We start from the raw sequence: 25,188 nt of genomic DNA, 5'->3' as shown, positions 1-25,188 counted from the left end.
ATGGAGAGCATAAAAAGAGATTTAAAAAAGAATGACTTTTTATTTTAAAATCAGCGCTTAAGTTGATTTGGCCATCTGCGCGTAAATTTTGCAGTTATTAGCCCATTGAAACTAAAATATGAAGGTGATGTTACTTATGAGGGTCAGCTTTACATGGGAAGTGATCGGATAGCAGCGCCGCTGTAGATCAACATCAGGTGTTTTGCAGGCAGATAGCTAGAGAAAAATGAGTCGTAATACTATAGCGTTACTTGCAGGATACCTTGAAGAGCAAACGGCGGGTAACCTGCATGTCGTGATATGGCGCTATTCATTAACTTCGCAATAGAGGGCCGCTTACAGCTCCTGTTCGAAATGGTGAAGGATGTCTTCATAAAGCTGTTTAACGCTGAAACCGCTGGCTGGGGTGGTGAAAATGGTGTCATCACCGGCGATAGTACCCAGAATACCTTCCGATTTCCCCCAAGAGTCCAGCATGCGCGCAATCAGCTGTGCTGCACCTGGGCTGGTGCGTATAACCACGACGGCCTCGTTGTAATCAATATCTAAAACCAGATTTTTCAATGGGCTGGTGGTCGTAGGGACACCAATTTCAGCGGGCAGACAGTAGACCATTTCCATTTTGGTATTTCGGGTACGTACCGCGCCGAATTTGGTCAGCATGCGCGAGACTTTCGATTGATTGATGTTCTCGAAGCCCTCTTCTTGTAAGGCGAGGACGATCTCCCCCTGAGAACTGAACTTCTCTTCCTTCAATAATGCCTTGAAGGTTTTGATCAGATCTTCCTGTTTAGCAGGATTACGCATTTTACACCCTGAGGTAATAACAATAGTGCTGAATATTATGCATATATTTGAATTGTTATGCAATAAATGTTCTGTAATACCACATGAACTAGACCTAAATAGATGGAATCAGGCTCAAAAAGCAAATGGTTAAATATGATGAATATGCAAAATTTTGTGCACTGCTGCCGCCTGTATTGGTAATTAAATTGTTATAAAAATGATATTGTTCTGATGTTGTCTTCGGGTGTAATGTAACTGCCGGTTAACCTGTCGTGTTTCGTGACGCTATTTTTATGATGTTATTGTTTATGCTGCTGAAGCATCAACAAAGTAATCTTAAATTAAGCCGACATACAACCTTAATACTGCGTGGCTTCTCACAATCTGGATTAGTTGATTGTGTTTGGCGGTTCAGTAGATTAAGGTCATAACTAGATGAATTCACGGCGCTTTTTAAGTTTATGATAAAAAAGGAGTATAGGATGAAAGTTGCAGTTCTCGGTGCAGCTGGCGGTATTGGCCAGGCCCTCGCCCTTCTACTCAAGACTCAGCTGCCTTCAGGTTCAGAACTCTCTCTGTATGACATTGCCCCGGTAACGCCGGGTGTTGCTGTCGACCTCAGTCATATCCCTACAGCTGTAAAAATTATAGGTTTCAGTGGAGTAGATGCTACTCCAGCATTAGTGGGAGCTGATGTGGTGTTGATTTCTGCCGGCGTCGCACGTAAGCCGGGGATGGACCGTTCTGACCTGTTCAATGTCAATGCGGGCATCGTTCGCAATCTGATAGAACAAGTGGCGAAAACCTGCCCAAAAGCGTGCATTGGTATCATCACTAACCCGGTGAATACTACGGTAGCTATCGCTGCTGAAGTGTTGAAAAAAGCGGGTGTTTACGACAAAAATAAATTGTTTGGCGTAACCACTCTCGACGCAATACGTTCGAATACTTTTGTTGCTGAACTGAAAGGCAAACAGCCACAGGATATCGAAGTTCCGGTGATTGGCGGCCATTCAGGTGTCACTATTTTGCCACTCCTGTCGCAAATCCCTGGTGTTACCTTTAGCGAAAGTGAAGCGGCTGACTTAACCAAACGTATCCAGAATGCGGGTACTGAAGTGGTTGAAGCTAAAGCCGGTGGTGGATCTGCTACACTCTCTATGGGCCAGGCAGCTGCGCGCTTTGGTTTATCCTTAGTTCGTGCACTACAAGGCGAGAGTAACGTTGTAGAGTGCGCGTATGTAGAAGGTCAGGGCGAATATGCACGTTTCTTCGCTCAGCCGATTCTGTTGGGTCAAAATGGTGTCGCTGAACTGAAGAGCATCGGCAAGTTGAGTGCATTTGAGCAAAGCTCTCTTGACTCAATGCTTGATGTATTGCGCAAAGATATTGAACTGGGTGAGCAATTCATCAATAACTGATCCCCGTTACATGATTCTTGATAAACCGCCGTCATTTACGGCGGTTTTTTATTAGTACGAGTTCAGTTTTTATTCGGTGCTCTCATTTTGCGTTCTATTCGTTGCGAGGTTGCCGCATCAAAATAGCGATTTGGCCAAATCATTGATGGATGGATGCCAATCGCATCGGCAATGATACGTTCACCTTTAGGCCATGGTCGAGACAATGCATTAGCCAGTGTTGATGAACTTAGCCCGGCGCCGCGAGAGACCGCCGCCAAAGTGGTTCCCTTTTTTCTCAGCGCTGCGATAATGTCTGCCTGATGCCAATTTTCTTTACGTCCTTTCATGTGTATTCCCTTCATTATAGGCAAAATATTCAATGGTTTTTTAACGTCAGTGTGACTTATGGAATCAAGATCTGAAATATTGCATCTCGGAGTTGATGTTTTTGTTTCTAAAAAATATGTTGTTTATCTTCTGGAAAAATATCTCTTTATGGCAATTAACGCAAATGCGTAATTTGATTTTTTGCAGATAGAGTGCAACAGGTGTTTATAAATATTTGGTTATTAATGAGATGTGAATAATAATTTTTTTTTGATATTAACTGTTCGATTTAGACATACATTTAACACAGTGCGCGTTCTTAGCACTTCATGGTGCTGCTTTCAACAGGATAGTGTCTGGCTAATGGAATACATTTTATGTATGACTTTGTATTTATTGTCTTTATTTTGATTTTCGTTTTGTTTTTAGTTTGGTTTCTTTCTGAAAGTTTAATGTATTATTTTTTTGTTTCATAAAGTAATTAATAATTTTCTGATGTATGTGAAAGGTGGGTGGTTAATTCGTGTTTCTTCTTTCTATTAAGTAATGCTATAACTTATGTGCAGTTATTAAATGTACATTTAAAAGGAAAGGTGATGGTTTTTATAAAACTATTCGCCATCTCAAGGATTTCTAACATATTCGAATAGGCCTGCGTGCCATCTGAAAAGGAACGTTATGAAAAAAGAGTGGTTTTCAGCAAATGAACTGATTGGTTTTGAGGGGTTACCTTCCTCGACTCAAGGGATCCACGGTATGGCGCGGCGTAATGCCTGGGTCAAGCGTCGCAGGCATGGTGTTCAGGGAAAGGCTGTTGAATACCATATTGATAGCTTGCCCATCAACGCGATGAACTGCCTGGAGATGAAAGAACAATCTGCGGAATATGTATATTCTTCACATCAGGATCCCTTGGTAATTTGGATTGAAAGTTACAAACAACTGAAGCAACAAGAGCGTGAAATGATCATAAAGTTTATTGTCAGGGAGGGGTTATCTGAAGTTCTACAGCGTCTGCGTACTACTTGAGACTGGGTGTTACTGGCAGCATGTACCGCATGGGCGGTACATGCTCAAAGATGATTTTGGGGACGGTTAAAAGTTTCGTCTGACAGCAATATGAGCAAGCGCCTCAAGTGCAGTGCGGTAAACAGATTCAGGCAGAACTTGTAATGCAACAATAGCTTTGTCAGCTTCCTCTTCTGCCCGCAGTCGAGTGTGCTCTAGTGAACCCCACTGATGCATTGTTGCCAATACCGGTTGCAGCAAGTGACGGCCATTACCTTCCTCAATGGCCTTACGGATCATGGCAGATTGCTCTGCATTGCCATTTTTCATCGCGTGAAGTAAAGGAAGTGTTGGTTTTCCTTCATTCAGATCGTCACCGGTATTTTTACCCAGAGTTTCCCCATTCGCGTCATAATCGAGCAAATCATCGATTAACTGGAAAGCGGTACCAAGATAACGACCGTAATCCTGTAAGCCCTGAATTTGGTCTTCAGTGCCATTGGCCAGCATTGCCGAAGCTTGTGATGCAGCTTCGAACAGTCGTGCAGTTTTACTGTAAATAACCTGCATGTAGCTTTCTTCGGTAATGTCCGGGTCGTTGCAATTCATTAATTGTAGAACTTCGCCTTCAGCAATGACATTGACCGCCTTTGCCATCAATGCCAGTACGGGCAATGATTCTAGATCAGTCATCATTTGGAAAGCTCTGGTATAGATAAAATCACCCACTAAAACGCTCGCGGCATTGCCGAACGCGGCATTGGCCGTTGCTTTCCCGCGACGCATATCTGACTCATCAACGACGTCATCATGCAACAGTGTTGCCGTATGGATAAACTCAATAAGTGCAGCGACAGTGATGTGCTTGTTACCCTTATAAGATAAGGCACGTGCAGCAAGAACGGCGATCATTGGGCGAATGCGTTTGCCCCCGCCACTAATGATGTAATATCCCAGCTGATTGATGAGTGAAACATCTGAATTCAGCTGCTCAAGTATGGTTGCGTTTACCGCATCCATGTCCTGCTCTGTGAGATCGATTATCTGTTCTAGGTTCATGGTGTTTTTTCGGCTGCGTTACTTTTCACCGCAATGAGGTCTGGCTCACATTGGCACATGGCACTTACTGTAATGGGGATTGTACTTGAAAAACAGTGCAGATAAATGCTATCGCAAGAACTGCGCTTTTTTTCTTCTTTTGTGGTGAATGTGCTCTTGTCTTATGCGGATTTTTTGCGTAGAATTCGCGCCCTATTGTGAATATTTATAGCGCCCTCTGGACTATACAAAGTTGAGTGCGCGGAAAGCGGAGTTTTATATGTACGCGGTTTTCCAAAGTGGTGGTAAACAACACCGTGTCAGCGAAGGGCAGACTATTCGCCTTGAAAAGCTGGACATCGCAACTGGCGAAGCAATCGAGTTTGATCAAGTTTTAATGATTGCTAACGGTGAAGAAATTAATATCGGTCTGCCATTAGTTGCTGGCGGTTTGGTCAAAGCTGAAGTCGTAGCTCACGGTCGTGGCGATAAAATTAAGATTGTTAAATTTCGTCGTCGTAAGCATTACCGTAAGCAACAGGGCCACCGTCAGTGGTTCACTGACGTTAAAATCACCGGCATCAGCGCTTAAGTTTAGGAGAGCGGAACTATGGCACACAAAAAGGCTGGCGGCTCCACACGCAACGGTCGCGATTCAGAAGCTAAACGTCTTGGCGTAAAACGCTTTGGCGGCGAAGCGGTACTGGCAGGCAGCATCATCGTTCGTCAGCGTGGCACCAAATTCCACCCTGGTACTAACGTGGGTTGCGGCAAAGACCACACTCTGTTTGCTTTGGCTGACGGTAAAGTCAAGTTCGAAGTTAAAGGCCCGAAAAATCGTAAGTTTATCAGCATCGAAGCTGAATAAATTTTTCGAGTCTTAAGTAAATAGATGTAAGCCTCGCAACTCGTTGCGGGGCTTTTTACATTCTGATTCGCTCACACTGACAAGAATATGGATACGAAGTCGCAGGCGCCAGTAGGGATCATGTTAGCGATTACCACAGCTATGTGCTGGGGTTCTCTGCCGATTGCGATGAAACAGGTTTTAGTGGTGATGGATCCGTTTACCGTAGTTTGGTTTAGGTTTTCCTCAGCCGCTATAGTTCTTGGATGTATTCTCGCGTTGCGGCATAGATTGCCATCGATGCGCATATTCAAAAGTCCGCGTTGGTTAATTTTACTCCTTATCGCCACCTGCGGATTATTGGGTAATTTCGTTTTATTCGGGTCATCTCTGCAATACCTCAGCCCAACGGCATCGCAGGTGATTGGACAGCTGTCACCCGTCGGTATGATGTTCGCCAGCGTCGTTATCCTGAAGGAAAGGATGCGTATCACTCAGGTCATCGGCGCCGGTATGCTTATTTTAGGGCTGGTTCTGTTTTTCAATACTAGCCTGATTGAGATTTTTACTCGACTCACTGATTACACGTTAGGTGTATTACTGGGGATCGGCGCAGCAACGGTTTGGGTGACCTATGGCGTGGCACAAAAATTTTTATTGCGCCAGCTGGCTTCACCTCAGATCTTATTTTTACTGTACACTTTATGTTCTATCGCATTGCTCCCGCTGGCCAGTCCGGCGATGCTCTCTCAGCTCAGCGGCTGGCAATTTGCCTGCTTGTTGTTTTGCGGCGCGAATACTTTAGTAGGATACGGCGCATTAGCGGAAGCGATGGCGAGATGGCAGGCGGCGCAAGTGAGTGCTTTTGTCACCCTGACGCCGCTGTTTACCCTGCTATTTTCAGATTTATTAGCACTCGCCTGGCCTGGTATGTTTGCGGCACCGGTACTTAACGTTATTGGTTATCTTGGTGCATTCGTGGTGGTGGCGGGAGCGATGTTTTCCGCAATAGGCCATCGTTGGTGGCCTGGTCGGACAGAACAAAATCGGGTGGCTAAACTCAAGCAGCCCGGTGAATGATTTACGGAGACAGTACAAATGAAGTTTGTAGATGAAGCCACCATATTGATCGTGGCAGGTGACGGCGGTAACGGTTGTGTTAGCTTCCGTCGTGAGAAGTATATTCCACGCGGTGGCCCTGATGGCGGTGACGGCGGCGATGGCGGCGATGTTTACCTTATTGGTGACGAAAACCTCAACACGCTGATCGATTTCCGTTTTGTGAAATCTTATCGTGCTGAACGTGGCACCAATGGCCAAAGCAGCGACTGTACCGGTAAGCGTGGCAAAGATATCACGGTTAAAGTTCCAGTCGGTACACGGGTAATCGACCAGGCTACGGGCGAAGTACTCGGTGATATGACCCGCCATGGTCAGGTTCAGATGGTCGCTAAAGGCGGTTTTCACGGCTTGGGTAATACCCGCTTTAAATCCTCCATTAACCGCTCGCCGCGTCAGAAGACGATGGGCACCAAAGGTGAAGAGCGTGATATCGCACTTGAACTGATGTTGCTTGCTGATGTGGGAATGCTTGGGCTACCAAACGCAGGTAAATCAACGTTTATCCGCGCCGTTTCCGCAGCGAAACCAAAAGTAGCCGACTATCCGTTTACCACTCTGGTTCCAAGCCTTGGCGTGGTCCGTATGGACAGCGAGCAAAGCTTTGTGGTTGCCGACATCCCAGGGCTGATTGAAGGCGCTTCTGAAGGCGCTGGTTTAGGGATCCGTTTCCTTAAGCACCTTGAGCGTTGCCGTGTACTTTTACATCTTATCGATATCGCACCAATTGACGAATCAGACCCAATTGAGAATGCCAAAGTTATTATCAATGAGTTGCAGCAGTACAACGCCAAGCTGGCTGAGAAGCCGCGCTGGTTAGTCTTCAATAAAGTTGATTTGATCGAAAAAGAAGAAGCTGAGACTCGGGCTAAAGCTATTGCTGAAGCGTTGGGCTGGGAAGGCGACTATTACCTGATTTCTGCCGCCAATCGTGAAGGTGTGAATGCGCTGTGTTGGGATGTGATGAAATTCATCAACGAAAATCCTAAACATATGGCTGTCGAAGCCGCTGTGCCTGAGAAAGTTGAGTTCATGTGGGACGATTACCATCGTGATCAATTGGCCGAAGTGGCAGTTGAAGCAGAAGAAGATGACGATGACGACTGGGATGATTGGGATGATGAAGACGACGAAGGTGTCGAAATCATTTACGAACGCTAATTTCCGTTCCTGAAAGACTCTTATGTGTAAAAGGTCGCTTAATGCGACCTTTTTTAATGTCTAATTTTAACTCGTTCCGTCAAAACCGTTTCAGAACCTGCTGAAGGCAGTTTCAGGTAACCGGCACTGGGCGCAAAGCCCGGTGGTTCCCTGACGGTTGTGCAGTGACAGATGGCCTCCATGCAGCGTAGCGATACGAACAATGATATTCAGCCCCAGTCCGCTGCCGCCGTAACGTTGGTCCATGCGCTTGAAAGCCTGAGTGATCTCACTGGCCTGGTGCTCATCAATACCGGGTCCCTGATCTTCTACCTGTATCAGCACCGCTTCGGCCTCACGGGATAGGGAGACAACTATTTCACTCATTTCAGGACTGTAACGGTAGGCATTTTCGACCAAATTACGCACCATCAGCCTAAGCAAAACGGCATCCCCTTGAAGAATTAATTGTTCAGGCATATTGAATAATAGCTTTTGATGGCGCTGAGCAATCATTTCCTGCAGCTCTTCCTGCAGTGGACAGATAACATGCTCGACTAAGTCGACCTGATCATAGTGACCTTTCGCGAAATTCTGCCCGGCGCGAGACAGCATCAATAACTGTTCGATGGTATGCATCAGTTGGTCGATACGGGTGATCAGTATTCGGCTGCCTTCTACACCTTTCTGCTCCATTAATTCGAGGTGCAAACGCACGCCGGCCAGAGGCGTTCGCAGTTCATGTGCGGCATCAGCCGTGAACAACCGCTCCTGCTGGATAGTATGGGAAAGTCGTGAGAAAAGCTGATTTAGCGCGTTGGTGACCGAAACGACTTCACTGATTTCGCTGTTAAGAGGAAGAGGCGAGAGGTTATCTGCGGAACGTGTTTCTAGCCGTTCTTGTAACTGATTCAGAGGACGGATGATCCAACTGATTGCCCAGAAAGAGAGTAATAGCGTCACGACCATCATCAGTAGTGAAGGTGCAATAAGCGATGCGATAGCCTCGGCGATCTCCTTCTCAACGTGGATATTGCGGACTTTAGCGGACAGAGTGTCGTTAACCAGGAGATTGATCTGTTCCTGACTCTCGTGCCAAAGCCAGAAAACACTGGTGAGTTGCGTCACGAAGAGGATAAGTGCCAACATGACCAATAACCGGCGGCGCATGCTGATCATGGTGTGGTTTCCAGACGATAGCCATTGCCACGCACGGTGCGTATCAGCTCTTTACCCAGCTTACGGCGCAAATTATGGACGTGGACTTCCAGCGTATTAGACCCCATGTCGTCATTCCATGTGTAAAGGTCCTGCTGAAGTAATTCACGATTCACCGTCTGACCTGCTCGCATCATCAGGCGAGATAAAATGGCGAACTCTTTCGGAGTGATTTCAACCGGCGTTTCCTTCTGGAAAACCTGTTGTGTCGACAGGTTTATTTTGAGATCGCCTACGTTTATTTGATTATCACTTTGTCCCTGATACCGGCGTATCAGCGCGCGAACCCTGGCCAGTAATTCAACCAAGGCGAACGGTTTCACCAAATAATCATCTGCACCGGCATCCAGTCCATGGACGCGATCTTCGAGTGCATCACGCGCGGTGAGGATTAGCACCGGTAGTGAAATATCTTCGCGTCGCCACTGGCGCAGCAACGAGACTCCGTCTCTGTCCGGCAACCCCAGGTCAAGAACCACTAAGCTGTACTGACTGGTTTTAATCAGGCGATGGGCTTGCGCTGCCGTTGATGCGCACTCACAGGCATAATTCTCACCTGTGAGTGCCAGAGAAAGGCCTTGTCGCAAAAGCTCGTCATCTTCGACAATCAGTAATTTCATCGGGGAAACTCAGTTATTTTGATACACGTCACGGTAGAGGCGACTCTCAAAACGAACCAGCGGTGCACGGCGTGTACGCTGATCTTCCGGAGGTACGGCATAGCCGGATAAGAACTGTACAAAGGCCATGCGCTGACCACTTGCTGTGGTGATAAATCCAGCCAGGTTATAAACCCCCGCCAGTGAACCTGTTTTGGCAGAGACTTTGCCGTCAACACCGGCTTCATGCAGGCCCCCGCGATACTGCAATGTTCCGTCATGCCCGGCCAGTGGAAGCATTGATATAAAATCTAGCTCCTGATCATGCTGGGCGATATATTGCAGAACCTGCATCATGGTGGCGGGAGATAGCAAGTCGTGACGAGAAAGGCCTGATCCATCGACCTGAATCGAGTTACCCAAATCAATGCCGGCCTTCTGTCGCAATATCTGACGTACTGCATCAGAACCCGCACGCCACGTGCCCGGGACGCCGAACCGCTGGTGCCCAATGGTTCGAAACACGGTATCGGCGATCATGTTGTCGGATTTCTTCAGCATCTGGCGGAGCAAATCATGCAGCGGTGCCGACTGAGTTTGCGCTAAAACAGTGCCAGCCGGTGTCGGCTGAGTCTGGCGCTTTAACGTACCATCAATCTGAATCTCAGCCTGCTGCAATTCATCTTTTAAAATTGCACCGGCGTAGCTCGAACCATCCTGAATGGCAAAAGCCAGAGGCAGAGGTTCGCTACGTTGAGTGAGGCAGCCCGTCAGTGTATAGCGGTTTAGCTCGCCCGGAACCACATCGAGTTCGCAATACTGTGCATCCGGAGAACCTTTCGCCAGCGTTCGTACCTCACTGAACATATGGACAGGGTAATAGGACGCTACGCGAATAAAGGCATTATCGTTTGGTTTCGGTGCACTGTAGAGCGAAACGGAGAAGCAGTTGCGATCGACAATTGCTGCTGCAGGCGGCGCACTGAAGCATTGCGTAATATCGTTCCAGGGCCAACCAGGTGCTTTGTCATGGCTGGCAAACACGGAGCTATCTATTATAATATCGCCGGTTATTTCTTTAATCCCCTGCTTACGTAAAGCCGCCACCATATTGCGGATATTTTGGCGCTTAAAGGTAGGATCTCCGGCGAAACGGGCGACAAGATCGCCCTTTAGAATACCATCGGAGATCGTACCTTTAGTTTCAAATGTGGTGGTGAAGCGGAAATCCGGACCCAGTTGCAGCAACGCTGCCAATGCGGTCAGAATTTTCATAGTACTGGCGGGCAGTGCCATTTGCTGCCCGTTATAGTCGATTGCAGGAGACGTGGCTCCAATTTTCTGCACCAGCAACGCCAGGTTCGTGCCGTCGGGCAGATACTCGGTGTAATTTTCGACCTGAGATGCGTTAGCGTTTAGAGCTAACGCGCAAGCTAATCCACTGACAATTCTTAAAAAACGCATTATTTTGAGTAAGGGCCCTGGTAACCGCAGAAGAACGTGTTGCCATACTACGATGCTACGAACTGTGGTGCAACGAGGGCGAAAGTAAACGATGACCCTTAAGGAACTCTACGTTAAAATACCCGACATAATGCAAAACCAATCTTGGCCAGGGTCATGGACTTTTGGTTGGGTTTTTTGTTTTTACCAAGAGAGAGTCGGTCAAGAGAACTGACTTATTTCTACCTGATTTAATCAGGACGGTGTTTGCCGAAAGGACAAAGTTAGAGGTAGTGAATATATGAAACCGATTCCGATGACATTGCGTGGCGCTGAAAGATTACGTGAAGAACTTGACCATCTTAAGGGCGTCCGTCGCCCGAGGATCATTGCTGATATTGCCACAGCGCGTGAGCATGGTGATTTGAAAGAGAACGCAGAATACCACGCTGCTCGCGAGCAGCAGGGTTTTTGCGAGGGCCGAATTCAGGAGATTGAAGCTAAACTCTCGAATGCTCAGGTTATTGACGTGACTAAAATGCCTTTAACCGGTCGGGTCATTTTTGGTTCGACAGTGTCTTTGATGAACCTCGATACTGAAGAAGAACAAAAATACCGTATCGTTGGTGATGACGAAGCCGATTTTAAACAAAATCTGATTTCTGTAAACTCTCCGATTGCCCGTGGTTTAATCGGCAAAGAACAAGATGACATCGTGGTTATCCACACGCCGGGCGGCGATGTCGAATATGAAGTGCTGAAGGTTGAATACCTTTAATGAGTCGAGTAAATGCTGAGTAAATAGCACCTTTTGCAGGTCGCAGTCAGCTTTGATTTTTTTCCTTCTCTCGTGAAATGCTTCACAGGGAAGTGAAAACTAACGTAAAAAGGCCGCGAGCGGCCTTTTATTGAAACTGATTACGTGTCACCGTTCTAGATATCTACAGCGTGTTTCTTTAAACCGAAAGAACTAGCGCGGTAAGATAATTTTGCGGTCATCACTAGAAGGGCGATAAAGTACCAGCATATTGCCGATGACTTGCACACTGCTCGCCTTGGTTTCACGCAAAATAGCGTCAACAATCAAGGTCTTCGTTTCACGCTCTTCAGCTGCTACTTTCACCTTGATGAGTTCATGGTGTTTCAGAGCCTGTTCGATTTCGGCAAGTACACCTTCGGTAAGGCCGTTATTACCTAGCATGACAACCGGTTTTAGTGGATGTGCCAGACCTTTCAGGTACTGTTTTTGCTTATTGTTAAGATTCATCGTCTTTTTTACTTAAGTTGGGATTGAAAACGGGTCATTCTACCGCCATCTCATGGTTATCACCAAATCGGACTGCTCCGACAGCGTGATATGCCTGACTTAGTCATAGAGATAATGACGCTAAGAGCTTGTTCCAAATGCTCTATTTTAGAGTTAATGGAAAATTATATGGTTAATAAATAATGTCTAATAAAAAGCGTTCTGCAAGTTCCACACGCTGGTTGCAGGAACACTTTAGCGATAAATATGTGATTCAGGCACAGAAAAAAGGCCTGCGCTCCCGCGCCTGGTTTAAACTGGATGAGATACAGCAAGGTGATAAACTGTTCAAAGCCGGAATGACCGTAGTGGATTTAGGCGCGGCTCCTGGTGGTTGGTCACAGTTCGTGGCAACTCAAATCGGTAACAAAGGCCGCATTATCGCGTGCGATCTTTTACCTATGGATCCTATCGTTGGCGTCGATTTTCTTCAAGGCGACTTTCGTGATGAATTAGTGCTCAAAGCTCTTTTGGAAAGAGTGGGAGACAACAAAGTTCAGGTGGTCATGTCCGATATGGCCCCGAATATGAGCGGTACTCCGGCAGTCGATATTCCAAAGTCGATGTATCTGGTTGAGTTAGCGCTGGATATGTGTCGTGATGTATTGGCACCAGGTGGAACTTTCCTGGTGAAGGTGTTCCAGGGAGATGGCTTTGATGAATACCTACGGGAAATTCGCTCCCTTTTTACGAAGGTGAAGGTTCGTAAGCCAGATGCTTCTCGCGCACGTTCGCGAGAAGTGTACATCGTAGCGACAGGGCTGAAACTTTTAGTACCCTAACGCTGTTTGTTAACACAGTTGTAATATGAGGTTAATCCCTTGAGTGACATGGCGAAGAACCTGATTCTCTGGTTAGTCATCGCGGTTGTATTGATGTCTGTATTTCAGAGCTTTGGGCCCAGCGAGTCTAATGGCCGTAGGGTAGATTATTCTACCTTCATGTCCGAATTGACCCAAGACCAGATTCGTGAAGCACGTATCAATGGACGTGAGATTGACGTTGTTAAAAAAGACAGCAACAAATACACGACCTACATACCAGTTGATGATCCTAAATTGCTGGATACATTGCTGAGCAAAAATGTGAAAGTTGTTGGCGAACCGCCAGAACAACCTAGCTTGCTGGCCTCTATCTTTATTTCATGGTTCCCGATGCTGTTGTTAATTGGCGTCTGGATATTCTTTATGCGGCAGATGCAGGGTGGCGGTGGCAAAGGGGCAATGTCCTTTGGTAAAAGCAAAGCGCGTATGCTGACCGAAGACCAAATCAAAACTACTTTTGCTGATGTTGCCGGTTGCGATGAAGCCAAGGAAGAGGTTAGCGAACTGGTAGATTACCTGCGCGAACCAAGCCGCTTCCAAAAACTCGGCGGTAAAATTCCTAAAGGCGTTCTGATGGTAGGGCCGCCGGGTACGGGTAAAACCTTGCTGGCGAAAGCTATCGCAGGTGAGGCTAAGGTTCCGTTCTTTACCATTTCCGGTTCTGACTTCGTAGAGATGTTCGTGGGTGTCGGTGCATCACGTGTGCGTGACATGTTCGAACAAGCGAAAAAAGCTGCACCATGTATCATCTTTATCGATGAAATTGATGCCGTGGGCCGTCAGCGTGGTGCTGGTTTAGGTGGCGGTCACGATGAACGTGAACAGACCCTGAACCAGATGCTGGTTGAAATGGATGGTTTCGAAGGTAATGAAGGTATCATCGTTATTGCCGCGACAAACCGTCCCGACGTACTTGACCCAGCATTGCTGCGTCCAGGCCGTTTCGACCGTCAGGTTGTGGTCGGCTTGCCAGACGTTCGTGGACGTGAGCAGATCCTTAAGGTTCACTCCCGTCGCGTTCCATTAGCTCCAGACGTTGATGCTTCTGTTATTGCACGTGGTACTCCAGGTTTCTCTGGTGCTGATTTGGCGAACTTAGTCAACGAGGCCGCATTGTTCTCCGCACGTGGTAACAAACGTGTTGTTTCAATGGTTGAGTTCGAAAAAGCGAAAGACAAAATCATGATGGGCGCAGAACGTCGCTCTATGGTGATGACGGAAGCGCAAAAAGAGTCAACGGCATATCACGAAGCAGGCCACGCCATCATCGGCCGTTTGGTTCCTGAGCATGACCCTGTGCATAAAGTGACGATCATTCCTCGTGGCCGTGCGTTAGGTGTTACCTTCTTCCTGCCTGTCGGTGACGCTATCAGCGCCAGCCGTCAGAAACTGGAAAGCCAGATCTCGACACTTTACGGTGGTCGTTTGGCAGAAGAGATCATCTACGGTGTGGAAAAAGTCTCTACCGGTGCATCGAACGATATTAAAGTCGCGACATCAATTGCCCGTAACATGGTTACGCAGTGGGGCTTCTCAGAGAAGTTAGGTCCGTTGCTTTACGCTGATGAAGAAGGTGAAGTTTTCCTTGGTCGTTCAGTCGCGAAAGCTAAACATATGTCTGATGAAACTGCGCGTATCATTGATCAGGAAGTGAAATCACTGGTTGAGCACAACTATGAACGTGCTCGTAAGCTGTTAATGGAAAATATGGACATCCTGCATACGATGAAAGATGCGCTGATGAAATATGAAACCATTGACGCACCACAAATTGATGACCTGATGAACCGTAAAGATGTTCGCCCGCCAGCGGGTTGGGATGACGCGACCGGTAAGAATGGCAGCGATAACTCAAACAACGGTGGCACTCCTACGGCGCCAACGCCGGTTGATGAGCCCCGGACCCCGAACCCGGGTAATACAATGTGCGAACAATTTAGCGGCAAGTAAGTCGCCGATTAGAATTGATATTGCTAAAACAAAAACCCCGGCCTTGACCGGGGTTTTTTTATACATATTACTGAAGCAATACAGAATATATCTTAGAATCGATAGGCAGGAATCCAGCATGCAGCTTACTTCCAGGGGCGATTCACTCGACCTCACTTTCCCGCAGGTTATGGGGATCCTCAATGTTACGCCTGACTCTTTTTCCGATGGAGGACGTCATAATCGTCTCGATCTTGCATTAAAACATGCGCAGTCTATGATCGACGCGGGGGCCACTATTTTAGATATTGGTGGTGAATCAACCCGGCCGGGAGCGGCTGAAGTCAGTGAAGATGAAGAGATTACAAGAGTAGTTCCTGTTGTTGAAGCGATCAGCCGTCGAATGGATGTATGGATCTCAGTTGATACCTCTAAAGCTGCAGTGATCCTGCAAGCAGCTAACGCAGGGGCTCATTTGATCAATGACATCCGCTCTTTACAAGAGCCGGGAGCCCTCGCTGCGGCGGCCTCAACGGGATTGCCTGTATGTTTAATGCACATGCAGGGGCAGCCAAAAAACATGCAGCATGCCCCGCATTATGAGAACCTTATTCACGAGGTGACTACCTACTTTAGTGAGCAAATTGCACGCTGTGTGAGTGCCGGGATTCCTAAAAATAAATTGTTGCTCGACCCGGGCTTCGGTTTCGGTAAAGATTTGACCCATAATTATCAGCTTCTTGCCCGACTGGCTGAGTTCCACCAGTTTGGCCTGCCATTACTTGTGGGAATGTCGAGAAAAGCGATGATAGGACAGTTACTCCGGGTTCCGCCTGAACAGCGGATTACGGGCAGCGTAGCCTGCGCGGTCATTGCCGCAATGCAGGGTGCGCAAATAATCAGAGTGCATGATGTAAAAGAAACAGTCGAGGCGATGCGCATTGTCGAGGCAACACTTTCAGCAAGGGATGAATATAAATTATGAGCAACCGTAAATACTTTGGTACAGATGGCATTCGCGGCAAAGTTGGCGACAGCCCGATCACGCCAGATTTTGTATTGAAACTCGGTTGGGCGGCTGGCAAGGTGCTGGCGCGCCACGGTTCCCGCAAAGTGATCATTGGCAAAGATACGCGCATTTCGGGCTATATGCTTGAATCGGCACTGGAGGCTGGTCTGGCAGCTGCGGGCCTTTCAGCCTCGTTCACCGGTCCCATGCCAACGCCTGCGGTGGCATACCTGACACGCACTTTCCGTGCAGAGGCGGGTATCGTTATCTCTGCATCGCACAATCCTTATTACGACAATGGCATCAAATTCTTCACTATCGATGGCACTAAATTACCCGATAATGTTGAAGAGGCGATTGAAGCTGAAATGGAGAAACCTCTGACCTGCGTGGAGTCTGCAGAATTAGGGAAAGCCAGCCGTATCGTCGATGCGGCAGGGCGTTATATCGAATTTTGCAAAGGTTCTTTCCCAAGTGAGCTGAATCTAAATAGTCTGAAAATTGTCGTTGACTGCGCCAATGGCGCCACCTACCACATCGCGCCAAGCGTGTTGCGTGAGCTGGGTGCCCAAGTGATTGCGATTGGCTGCGAGCCAGACGGCATGAACATCAATGAAGAGTGCGGTGCGACTGATGTCCGTCAGTTGCAGCAACGCGTGTTGGCAGAAAAGGCGCATGTAGGTCTGGCATTTGATGGTGATGGTGACCGTCTGATCATGGTTGACCATGAAGGTAACAAAGTCGACGGGGATCAAATTCTCTATATTATTGCCCGTGAGGGACTGCGTCAGGGCCAGCTTAAGGGCGGGGCTGTCGGTACGTTGATGAGCAATATGGGTCTGGAGTTGGCGTTAAAACAGCTGGGTATTCCATTTGTCCGCGCTAAAGTGGGTGACCGTTATGTGCTTGAAAAAATGCAAGAGAAGGGCTGGCGCATTGGTGCCGAAAACTCTGGGCACGTGATCCTGCTGGACAAAACCACTACCGGAGACGGTATTGTCGCCGGTTTACAAGTTCTGACCGCGATGGTGCGTAATCACATGAGCCTGCAGGATCTGTGCAGTGGCATGAAATTGCTGCCGCAAATCCTGATAAACGTGCACTTTAGTGGTGAACACGATCCGCTCGAAACCGAAGAAGTGAAGCAGGTCACCGCAGAGGTCGAGAAGCAACTGGCCGGACGCGGTAGAGTGCTGTTGCGTAAATCAGGCACTGAGCCACTCATTCGGGTCATGGTTGAAGGTGAAGATGGTGCACTCGTCGAGATGCTCGCTAACCGCATCGCTGATGCTGTAAAAACGTCCAAAATATAACCGGTTATAAATCGGAGGATTAAGACGAGTGTGGGCCTTTTCATTGCAAAAAAGGGCCCACAACCCATCCTGACACGGCAGTTATACTGCTTTTGGCGTTTTTTTCCGCAAACAAACAATCCTCTTCAAATTGCTCTTGCGTCACCATACACCTTTGGTTAGTATTCACACCCGCTTCAGTGGGTCGTTGAAAACCTACTAAATTGGTGAGAAGCAATCGTTACGCGGTGAACCCGCAAGGATACAGGTACTACTATGTACGAAGCTCTTCTGGTGATTTTCCTTATAGTGGCTATCGGGCTTGTTGCTCTGGTTATGCTGCAACAAGGTAAAGGTGCTGATATGGGAGCCTCTTTCGGGGCAGGTGCTTCTGGCACAGTGTTCGGTTCGAGTGGTTCCGGTAACTTCATGACCCGTACGACAGCTGTTTTGGCAGCACTTTTCTTTGTGATCAGTCTGATCCTTGGGAATATGAGTACACATAAGGGTCAACAAGGTAGTGAGTGGGAAAATTTAGGTCAGCCAGCGAAAACTGAGCAGACTACAACTGCACCAGCGGCTCCTTCGGCGCCAAACAGTGACGTTCCTCACTAATCTGTAGCTTTAGATGTGACTTTTCTCGCTAGGAAGTGGAAGTAAGCTTTTCAATCAATTGCTTATGCTTGGACAGTAAAAGCGATTGTGAAAAAAAAAGTGCCGGGGTGGTGGAATTGGTAGACACGCTACCTTGAGGTGGTAGTGCCCGAATGGGCTTACGGGTTCAAGTCCCGTCCTCGGTACCAATCTTTGTGATAATTTGCTTTTGAGCGGTTATCGGCGTATTATTTGCCACGTTTTCGGACGCGGGGTGGAGCAGCCTGGTAGCTCGTCGGGCTCATAACCCGAAGGTCGTCGGTTCAAATCCGGCCCCCGCAACCACTTTCCCTAAGTGTTTATTTCAAATAGACTTTCAGTATCTTCCTGTGATGTTCTGCAGCTTCTGTTTGAAAGCTTCAATTTGAAAATAACACTTTCGAAAGTTGAACCGACGCCGCTATGCGGCAAACAGGGTCCAGTTTCATAAAGCCCCGATTTATCGGGGTTTTTTATTATTTTACAATAATAACTGGCAGCAAAATCACTGGGCTATTAGGCCCTTTTTTTATGTCTTGGGGGTGGGCTTGTCCACATTAGAACAAAAATTAACAGAGATGATTTCAGCACCGGTTGAAGCTTTGGGCTTTGAACTGGTAGGTATCGAGTTCGTAAGAGCTCGCCAATCGACGCTACGCATCTATATTGATAGTGAAGACGGGATCACAGTTGATAGTTGTGCTGATGTCAGCCACCAGGTTAGTGCGGTACTGGATGTCGAAGACCCGGTCACTGTGGCTTACAACCTGGAAGTTTCCTCTCCTGGCCTCGATCGCCCGATGTTTACCGCTGAACATTACCAACGTTTTCTCGGTGAAGAGGTGAGCGTGGTATTGCGAATGGCTATGCAGAACCGTCGTAAATGGCAGGGAATAATTAAAGCTGTCGAAGGCGAAATGATCACGGTTACTGTTGACGGCAAAGATGAAGTGTTCGCGCTGAGCAACATCCAGAAAGCGAATCTGGTACCCCACTTTTAAAGTTTGGATGAGGCAACTAGGATGAACAAAGAAATTCTGGCTGTTGTAGAAGCGGTTTCTAATGAAAAATCCCTCCCGCGCGAGAAGATTTTTGAAGCGCTGGAAACTGCGTTATCGACAGCGACTAAGAAAAAGTACGAACAGGAAATTGAAGTCCGCGTCACGATCGACCGTAAAACCGGTGACTTTGATACCTTCCGCCGTTGGGTTGCCGTTAGCGAAGTTACGCAACCGACCCGTGAAATCACGATCGAAGCTGCTCAATACGAAGATCCGTCTATCGAACTAGGTGGTTACATCGAAGATCAGATTGAATCTGTTACTTTCGACCGAATCACCACTCAAACCGCGAAGCAGGTTATCGTACAGAAAGTACGCGAAGCCGAACGTGCAATGGTTGTTGAGCAGTTCCGCGAGCAGCAGGGTGAGATCGTTACCGGTATCGTTAAGAAAGTTAACCGTGACAGTATCGCTCTCGACTTAGGCAGCAATGCTGAAGCCGTTATTCTGCGCGAAGATATGCTTCCGCGTGAGAACTTCCGTTCTGGTGACCGTATTCGCGGTGTGCTTTATGATGTGCGTCCGGAAGCTCGCGGTGCTCAGCTTTTCGTCAGCCGTTCACGCAATGAGATGCTGATCGAATTGTTCCGCATCGAAGTGCCAGAAATTGGTGAAGAGTTGATTGAAATTAAAGCCGCTGCCCGCGATCCGGGTTCCCGTGCTAAAATTGCTGTGAAAACCAACGACAAACGTATCGACCCAGTCGGTGCTTGTGTCGGTATGCGTGGTGCCCGAGTTCAGGCTGTTTCCAGCGAATTAGGTGGCGAGCGTATTGATATCGTATTATGGGATGATAATCCCGCACAGTTTGTCATCAACGCCATGGCACCTGCCGATGTGGCATCTATCGTAGTTGATGAAGACAAACACACAATGGATGTCGCCGTTGAAGCCAGCAATCTGGCACAGGCGATTGGCCGTAATGGTCAGAACGTACGTTTAGCCTCTCAGTTAAGCGGCTGGGAATTAAACGTTATGACTGCGGATGACCTGCAGGCCAAACATCAGGCCGAGGCACATGCCGCTATCGCAACTTTCACCAAGTATCTGGCTATCGATGAAGATTTCGCCACCGTCTTGGTAGAAGAAGGTTTCTCAACGCTTGAAGAATTGGCTTATGTGCCAATGAAAGAATTGCTTGAAATCGATGGTCTGGACGAAGACACGGTAGATGCGCTGCGCGAACGTGCAAAAGAAGCATTGACTACCCTGGCCTTGGCTCAGGAAGAAAGTCTCGGCGATAATAAGCCTGCTGATGATTTGCTGAACCTGGCGGGTCTGGAACGTAGTATGGCATTTAAACTGGCTGCACAAGGGGTTTGTACGCTGGAAGATCTTGCCGAGCAAGGTGTTGACGATCTAGCAGATATTGAAGGTCTTAGCGACGCACAGGCTGGTGAACTTATCATGGCCGCACGCAATATCTGCTGGTTTGGCGACAATGCGTAATAAACTGTAGCAGGAAGGAACAGCATGACAGATGTAACCGTAAAATCGCTGGCAGCAGAGATTCAAACTCCGGTTGATCGCCTGGTACAGCAATTTGCTGATGCAGGGATCGACAAGTCTGAAGCTGACTCTGTCACCCAGCAAGAAAAAGAAACCTTGCTGGCGCACTTGAACCGTGAAAACGGTAGTGCTCCAAACAAACTGACGTTACAACGCAAAACGCGTAGTACACTGAATATTCCGAGCACCGGCGGGAAGAGTAAATCGGTGCAAATCGAAGTCCGCAAGAAACGCACTTATGTTAAACGTGATATGACCGAAGCAGAAGTTGCCCAGGCCGAAGCGGAAGAGCAGGCGAAGCGTGAAGCGGAAGAACAGGCACAGCGTGCAATAGCAGAGCAAGCCCAGCGCGAAGCTCAGGAAAAAGCGAAGCGCGCCGCCGAAGAGCAAGCCAAACGTGAGGCCGCCGAAAAAGCTAAGCGCGAACAAGCGGAAAAAGACAAAGTGACAAATCAACATACAGATGAAGCAATCAAACCAGCTCAGGCAGATAAAGCACGCCGTGAAGCTGAAGCCGCAGAGCTGAAACGCAAAACGGAAGAAGAAGCTCAACGCAAACTAGAAGAAAATGCTAAACGCATTGCAGAAGAGGCCCGTAAAATGGCTGACTCTGGCGTTTGGACTGAAGTTGTTGCGCCAAGCGAATCAGAATCTGCTGACTATCATGTCACCACTTCTACGCACGCCCGTGCAGCTGAAGACGAAAATGACGCTAAAGTTGAAGGCGAACGTCGAAGCCGTACCCGCGGTGGCAAAGCGACCAAGCAGAAGAAAGGCAATAAACTGTCTGAATCTAAAGCAGATCGCGAAGAAGCGCGTGCCGTTGGTCGTAAAGGCAAACGTAAGCCAAGCACGCTGCAACAGAGCTTCAACAAGCCAGTTGCTGCTGTGAACCGTGATGTTGTAGTGGGTGAAACCATTACAGTTGCCGAACTTGCTAACAAAATGGCAGTTAAAGGCTCTCAGGTCATCAAAACCATGATGAAACTGGGTGCAATGGCCACCATCAACCAGGTCATTGATCAGGAAACAGCTCAGCTGGTTGCTGAAGAAATGGGTCACAAAGTTATCCTGCGTCGTGAAAACGAGCTTGAAGAAGCGCTGATGAGTGACCGTGATACCGGTGCGTCAACTGCTGCTGAGTCGCGTGCTCCGGTAGTGACTATCATGGGTCACGTTGACCATGGTAAAACCTCTCTGCTTGACTACATTCGTTCAACGAAAGTGGCTGCGGGCGAAGCGGGCGGTATTACGCAGCACATCGGTGCTTATCACGTTGAAACTGAAAACGGCATGATCACCTTCCTGGATACACCGGGACACGCCGCATTTACTTCAATGCGTGCTCGTGGCGCCAAGGCGACTGACATCGTGGTTCTGGTTGTTTCAGCCGATGATGGCGTGATGCCACAAACCATCGAAGCCGTACAGCATGCGAAAGCTGCGGGTGTTCCAATCGTGGTGGCTGTTAACAAAATTGATAAGCCTGACGCTGATCCAGATCGCGTTCGTACCGAACTCTCTCAGTACGGCGTTATGCCGGAAGAGTGGGGCGGCGAGTCTCAGTTCATCCACGTATCTGCGAAAGCGGGCACGGGCATTGATGAACTGTTGAACGCAATCTTGCTGCAAGCTGAAGTTCTTGAACTAAAAGCGGTTCGCAGCGGCATGGCAAACGGTGTAGTGATTGAATCCTTCCTTGATAAAGGTCGTGGTCCTGTTGCTACCGTATTGGTTCAGGAAGGTACTCTGAACAAAGGCGACATCATTCTTTGTGGCTTCGAATACGGCCGCGTTCGTGCAATGCGTGATGAAATGGGCCGTGACATTATGTCTGCCGGTCCTTCTATTCCAGTGGAAGTGTTGGGTCTGTCCAGTGTTCCTGCTGCGGGTGATGAAGTTACCGTTGTACGTGATGAGAAAAAAGCTCGTGAAGTGGCGCTTTACCGTCAAGGTAAATTCCGCGAAGTGAAACTGGCTCGCCAGCAGAAATCTAAACTGGAAAACATGTTTGCTAACATGACCGAAGGCGAAGTTTCTGAACTTAACATCGTGCTGAAATCTGACGTGCAGGGTTCTTGCGAAGCGATTTCTGACGCATTGCAAGCTCTGTCAACTGACGAAGTTAAAGTCAAGATTGTCGGCATGGGCGTAGGTGGTATCACTGAAACCGACGCAACGCTGGCAGCGGCTTCACGCGCTATCATCCTCGGCTTCAACGTTCGTGCTGATGCGTCAGCCCGTCGTGTTGTCGAAAATGAAAGCCTGGATCTGCGTTACTACTCCGTTATCTACAACCTGATTGACGAAGTGAAACAGGCAATGAGCGGTATGTTGGCGCCAGAATACAAACAGCAAATCATTGGTCTGGCTGAAGTTCGTGACGTGTTCAAGTCACCGAAATTCGGTGCAATTGCCGGCTGTATGGTTACTGAAGGTATGATTAAGCGTAACAACCCAATCCGTGTACTGCGTGACAACGTGGTGATCTACGAAGGCGAGCTGGAATCCCTGCGCCGCTTCAAAGATGACGTTGCTGAAGTTCGTAACGGCATGGAATGTGGTATCGGCGTGAAGAACTACAACGATGTGCGTGCTGGCGATGTGATCGAAGTCTTCGAAATCATCGAGATCAAACGCACCATCGCGTAATCTTAGCGACGTCGTTTATATCCAGTTGGGGGGCCTTGAGGCCCCCCTCTTTGTCTGGAAATTGTCTGAAGGAGTCCTATCATGGCAAAAGAATTTAGTCGTACCCAGCGTGTCTCTCAGGAGATGCAAAAAGAAATCGCCATTATTTTACAACGTGAAGTGAAAGATCCGCGCGTGGGCATGGCCACCGTTTCTGGCGTTGAAGTGTCCCGTGACCTGGCATATGCCAAAGTGTTCGTCACTTTCCTTGATGTTCTGACCACCGATAATCAGGACCCCGATCGTGTTAAAAATGGCATCAGAGCTCTGCAGGATGCGTCTGGTTTCATTCGTACGCTGATCGGTAAAGCGATGCGTCTTCGTGTTGTTCCTGAGCTGACTTTTGCTTACGACAACTCACTGGTTGAAGGCATGCGTATGTCTAACCTGGTGACTAACGTCGTGCGGAACGATGCTGAACGTCGTTCAGCTGCAGGCGACGACGAGGAAGTATAATGAGTCGCCCACGCCGCCGCGGCCGTGATATCCACGGCGTACTGTTGTTGGATAAATCCCTTGGGCTGTCCTCTAACGATGCACTGCAAAAAGTAAAACGTCTTTATAACGCCAACCGTGCAGGACACACTGGTGCCCTTGATCCTCTGGCCACCGGTATGTTGCCGCTTTGTTTGGGCGAAGCCACTAAGTTCTCCCGCTTCCTGTTAGATTCAGATAAACGTTATCTGGTCGTTGCCCGCATGGGACAACGCACGGATACCTCTGATGCGGAAGGGCAGATTATCTCTGAACGCGACGTCAACTTTACGCAGCAGCAACTTGATGATTCGCTCGAGAGTTTTCGTGGAGAAACTCAGCAGATCCCTTCAATGTATTCAGCTTTGAAATATGAAGGGAAAAAACTGTATGAGTACGCCCGTCAGGGTATCGACGTTCCGCGTGAGTCCCGCCCGATCACCGTGTATGAACTGAAATTCATTCGCTGGGAAGGGGTCGACGTTGAGCTGGAAATTCACTGCTCAAAAGGGACTTATATCCGCACAATTGTGGATGACCTGGGTGAGAAGCTCGGTTGTGGGGCGCACGTAACCTATCTTCGTCGTGTTCAGGTTGCGGCCTATCCTGCCGAAAGGATGGTTACGATGGAGAAACTGCACGAGTTGATCGCACAGGCTGAAGTTGAAGGTATTGAGCCGCGCCTGTTGCTGGATCCTCTGTTATTACCGATGGACAGTGCCTGTGAGGACTTCCCAGAGGTGAATCTTCTACCTGTCGTGGCAGGCTACGTGAAGCAGGGCCAACCGGTTCAGGCTTCGGGTGCCCCAACGTCAGGTATGGTGCGCATCACCGAGGGCGAAGAGCGTAAGTTCATCGGCGTCGGTGAGATTGACGATGATGGACGCATTGCGCCGCGTCGTTTGGTGGTTGAATACACCGAGTAAGCCTTCTTGCTCATCTTGCGATCATATAATGCAAAGAGTAGAATAGCGCAGCTTATGCACTGGGTAGCTGAATTAGAGATCGGCACCCGTTTAATTATCTATAATATTTTGGAGTATGATTATGTCTCTAAGCGTTGAAGCTAAAGCTCAAATCGTTACAGACTTCGGTCGTGGCACTAATGACAGTGGTTCTTCCGAAGTTCAGGTTGCTCTGCTGACTGCTCAAATTAACCATCTGCAAGGTCACTTCGCAGAGCACAAAAAAGATCACCACAGTCGTCGTGGTCTGCTGCGTATGGTTTCTCAGCGTCGTAAACTGCTTGATTATCTGAAGAGTAAAGATGTAGCACGTTATACCAGCCTGATCGAGCGTCTGGGTCTGCGTCGCTAATCTAGCGAGTTTCAGTGTAAAGGGGCCAATTGGCCCCTTTATTCTAGGAAGCAACCGCAAATCAGGTTACTGTAGTGTTGTTGTTTTTATAGAACTTATCTTCATAGAAATTGCTATCACGTGATCTTCCGTTACAGAGGTTCGCGCGGCTAATGAGAGACTTTATTTCCGCTGAGAGAAATAAGGATTGTCATTAGTCGCGAGGATGTAGT

The 25,188-nt window shown here is 48.2% G+C and carries 25 protein-coding genes and 2 tRNA genes; 20 read left to right on the top strand and 7 right to left on the bottom strand.

Features of this window, described 5'->3' with window-relative positions:
- Positions 1 to 336: 336 nt before the first annotated feature.
- Complete coding sequence (argR, locus tag ACMV8I_RS10775; protein WP_498865218.1) at positions 337 to 807, bottom strand: transcriptional regulator ArgR; 471 nt, start codon at positions 805 to 807, stop codon at positions 337 to 339.
- 464 nt (positions 808 to 1,271) lie between these two features.
- Between argR and mdh the strand changes: the two genes are divergently transcribed.
- Positions 1,272 to 2,210, top strand: a complete 939-nt coding sequence (mdh, locus tag ACMV8I_RS10770; RefSeq protein ID WP_498865217.1) for a malate dehydrogenase — start codon at positions 1,272 to 1,274, stop codon at positions 2,208 to 2,210.
- A 62-nt stretch (positions 2,211 to 2,272) separates the two neighbouring features.
- Here the strand turns inward: mdh and ACMV8I_RS10765 are convergent, their stop codons facing one another.
- Positions 2,273 to 2,539, bottom strand: a complete 267-nt coding sequence (locus tag ACMV8I_RS10765; protein WP_498865216.1) for a helix-turn-helix domain-containing protein — start codon at positions 2,537 to 2,539, stop codon at positions 2,273 to 2,275.
- Positions 2,540 to 3,197: 658 nt separating this feature from the next.
- On the opposite strand from ACMV8I_RS10765, the gene ACMV8I_RS10760 reads away from it, so the two are divergent.
- Positions 3,198 to 3,548 (top strand): DNA-binding protein, encoded by a 351-nt coding sequence (locus tag ACMV8I_RS10760; protein ID WP_498865215.1) that lies wholly within the window; start codon positions 3,198 to 3,200, stop codon positions 3,546 to 3,548.
- 66 nt (positions 3,549 to 3,614) lie between these two features.
- On the opposite strand, the gene ispB is transcribed toward ACMV8I_RS10760, so the two are convergent.
- Complete coding sequence (gene ispB, locus ACMV8I_RS10755) at positions 3,615 to 4,586, bottom strand: octaprenyl diphosphate synthase (protein WP_498865214.1); 972 nt, start codon at positions 4,584 to 4,586, stop codon at positions 3,615 to 3,617.
- 259 nt (positions 4,587 to 4,845) lie between these two features.
- Here ispB and rplU point away from each other — a divergent pair, with 259 nt between their 5' ends.
- The 4 genes from rplU (at position 4,846) to cgtA (ending at position 7,692) form a co-directional block, all read left to right on the top strand.
- Entirely contained in the window at positions 4,846 to 5,157 is a 312-nt protein-coding gene (rplU, locus tag ACMV8I_RS10750; RefSeq protein ID WP_140473288.1) for a 50S ribosomal protein L21, read from the top strand.
- Positions 5,158 to 5,175: 18 nt separating this feature from the next.
- Complete coding sequence (rpmA, locus tag ACMV8I_RS10745) at positions 5,176 to 5,433, top strand: 50S ribosomal protein L27 (protein WP_188472870.1); 258 nt, start codon at positions 5,176 to 5,178, stop codon at positions 5,431 to 5,433.
- A gap of 87 nt (positions 5,434 to 5,520) precedes the next feature.
- Positions 5,521 to 6,492 (top strand): DMT family transporter, encoded by a 972-nt coding sequence (locus ACMV8I_RS10740; RefSeq protein WP_498865213.1) that lies wholly within the window; start codon positions 5,521 to 5,523, stop codon positions 6,490 to 6,492.
- An 18-nt stretch (positions 6,493 to 6,510) separates the two neighbouring features.
- Positions 6,511 to 7,692, top strand: a complete 1,182-nt coding sequence (gene cgtA / locus ACMV8I_RS10735; RefSeq protein WP_498865212.1) for an Obg family GTPase CgtA — start codon at positions 6,511 to 6,513, stop codon at positions 7,690 to 7,692.
- A 90-nt stretch (positions 7,693 to 7,782) separates the two neighbouring features.
- On the opposite strand, the gene pmrB is transcribed toward cgtA, so the two are convergent.
- From pmrB to dacB, 3 genes are read right to left on the bottom strand one after another with little or no spacing between them, the layout of a single operon-like run.
- Positions 7,783 to 8,850, bottom strand: a complete 1,068-nt coding sequence (gene pmrB, locus ACMV8I_RS10730) for a two-component system sensor histidine kinase PmrB (protein WP_498865211.1) — start codon at positions 8,848 to 8,850, stop codon at positions 7,783 to 7,785.
- Positions 8,847 to 9,509 (bottom strand): two-component system response regulator PmrA, encoded by a 663-nt coding sequence (gene pmrA / locus ACMV8I_RS10725; protein ID WP_498865210.1) that lies wholly within the window; start codon positions 9,507 to 9,509, stop codon positions 8,847 to 8,849. Before pmrA ends, pmrB begins: the two co-directional genes overlap by 4 nt.
- A 9-nt stretch (positions 9,510 to 9,518) precedes the next feature.
- Positions 9,519 to 10,952 (bottom strand): serine-type D-Ala-D-Ala carboxypeptidase, encoded by a 1,434-nt coding sequence (gene dacB, locus ACMV8I_RS10720; RefSeq protein ID WP_498865209.1) that lies wholly within the window; start codon positions 10,950 to 10,952, stop codon positions 9,519 to 9,521.
- A gap of 280 nt (positions 10,953 to 11,232) precedes the next feature.
- Here dacB and greA point away from each other — a divergent pair, with 280 nt between their 5' ends.
- A complete protein-coding gene (gene greA / locus ACMV8I_RS10715; protein ID WP_498865208.1) occupies positions 11,233 to 11,709 on the top strand; it encodes a transcription elongation factor GreA in 477 nt (158 codons plus the stop codon).
- A 192-nt stretch (positions 11,710 to 11,901) separates the two neighbouring features.
- Here the strand turns inward: greA and yhbY are convergent, their stop codons facing one another.
- Entirely contained in the window at positions 11,902 to 12,198 is a 297-nt protein-coding gene (gene yhbY, locus ACMV8I_RS10710) for a ribosome assembly RNA-binding protein YhbY (RefSeq protein ID WP_498865207.1), read from the bottom strand.
- A 182-nt stretch (positions 12,199 to 12,380) separates the two neighbouring features.
- Between yhbY and rlmE the strand changes: the two genes are divergently transcribed.
- From rlmE to rpsO, 13 genes are all read left to right on the top strand, one after another.
- Positions 12,381 to 13,019, top strand: coding sequence for a 23S rRNA (uridine(2552)-2'-O)-methyltransferase RlmE (gene rlmE / locus ACMV8I_RS10705; RefSeq protein WP_498865206.1), 639 nt, complete (start codon positions 12,381 to 12,383; stop codon positions 13,017 to 13,019).
- 48 nt (positions 13,020 to 13,067) lie between these two features.
- Complete coding sequence (gene ftsH, locus ACMV8I_RS10700) at positions 13,068 to 15,011, top strand: ATP-dependent zinc metalloprotease FtsH (RefSeq protein ID WP_498865205.1); 1,944 nt, start codon at positions 13,068 to 13,070, stop codon at positions 15,009 to 15,011.
- A gap of 118 nt (positions 15,012 to 15,129) precedes the next feature.
- Positions 15,130 to 15,975, top strand: coding sequence for a dihydropteroate synthase (folP, locus tag ACMV8I_RS10695; RefSeq protein ID WP_498865204.1), 846 nt, complete (start codon positions 15,130 to 15,132; stop codon positions 15,973 to 15,975).
- Positions 15,972 to 17,312 carry a phosphoglucosamine mutase gene (gene glmM / locus ACMV8I_RS10690; protein ID WP_498865203.1) on the top strand — a complete coding sequence of 447 codons (1,341 nt, stop codon included), beginning with the start codon at positions 15,972 to 15,974 and terminating at the stop codon, positions 17,310 to 17,312. Before folP ends, glmM begins: the two co-directional genes overlap by 4 nt.
- Before the next feature lie 255 nt (positions 17,313 to 17,567).
- Complete coding sequence (gene secG / locus ACMV8I_RS10685) at positions 17,568 to 17,906, top strand: preprotein translocase subunit SecG (RefSeq protein WP_498865202.1); 339 nt, start codon at positions 17,568 to 17,570, stop codon at positions 17,904 to 17,906.
- A gap of 101 nt (positions 17,907 to 18,007) precedes the next feature.
- Positions 18,008 to 18,094: transfer RNA gene (locus tag ACMV8I_RS10680), tRNA-Leu, on the top strand.
- A 59-nt stretch (positions 18,095 to 18,153) separates the two neighbouring features.
- Positions 18,154 to 18,230, top strand: a tRNA-Met gene (locus tag ACMV8I_RS10675).
- Between the two features lie 242 nt (positions 18,231 to 18,472).
- Entirely contained in the window at positions 18,473 to 18,925 is a 453-nt protein-coding gene (gene rimP / locus ACMV8I_RS10670; RefSeq protein ID WP_498865201.1) for a ribosome maturation factor RimP, read from the top strand.
- 21 nt (positions 18,926 to 18,946) lie between these two features.
- Complete coding sequence (nusA, locus tag ACMV8I_RS10665) at positions 18,947 to 20,434, top strand: transcription termination factor NusA (protein ID WP_498865200.1); 1,488 nt, start codon at positions 18,947 to 18,949, stop codon at positions 20,432 to 20,434.
- Positions 20,435 to 20,458: 24 nt separating this feature from the next.
- Complete coding sequence (infB, locus tag ACMV8I_RS10660; RefSeq protein WP_498865199.1) at positions 20,459 to 23,146, top strand: translation initiation factor IF-2; 2,688 nt, start codon at positions 20,459 to 20,461, stop codon at positions 23,144 to 23,146.
- Positions 23,147 to 23,227: 81 nt separating this feature from the next.
- The gene (gene rbfA / locus ACMV8I_RS10655) at positions 23,228 to 23,641 is read left to right on the top strand and encodes a 30S ribosome-binding factor RbfA (RefSeq protein ID WP_498865198.1); all 414 of its coding nucleotides are present in this window, start codon (positions 23,228 to 23,230) and stop codon (positions 23,639 to 23,641) included.
- The gene (truB, locus tag ACMV8I_RS10650; RefSeq protein WP_498865197.1) at positions 23,641 to 24,585 is read left to right on the top strand and encodes a tRNA pseudouridine(55) synthase TruB; all 945 of its coding nucleotides are present in this window, start codon (positions 23,641 to 23,643) and stop codon (positions 24,583 to 24,585) included. The genes rbfA and truB overlap by 1 nt, the downstream gene beginning before the upstream one ends.
- A gap of 121 nt (positions 24,586 to 24,706) precedes the next feature.
- Entirely contained in the window at positions 24,707 to 24,976 is a 270-nt protein-coding gene (rpsO, locus tag ACMV8I_RS10645) for a 30S ribosomal protein S15 (protein ID WP_498865196.1), read from the top strand.
- Positions 24,977 to 25,188: the final 212 nt, after the last annotated feature.

It is taken from the genome of Ewingella sp. S1.OA.A_B6 (assembly GCF_049889095.1).
Lineage (GTDB): Bacteria > Pseudomonadota > Gammaproteobacteria > Enterobacterales > Enterobacteriaceae > Ewingella.
The sequence above is the reverse complement of the archived record's forward strand: the minus strand, read 5'-3'. Positions and strand labels throughout refer to the sequence as shown.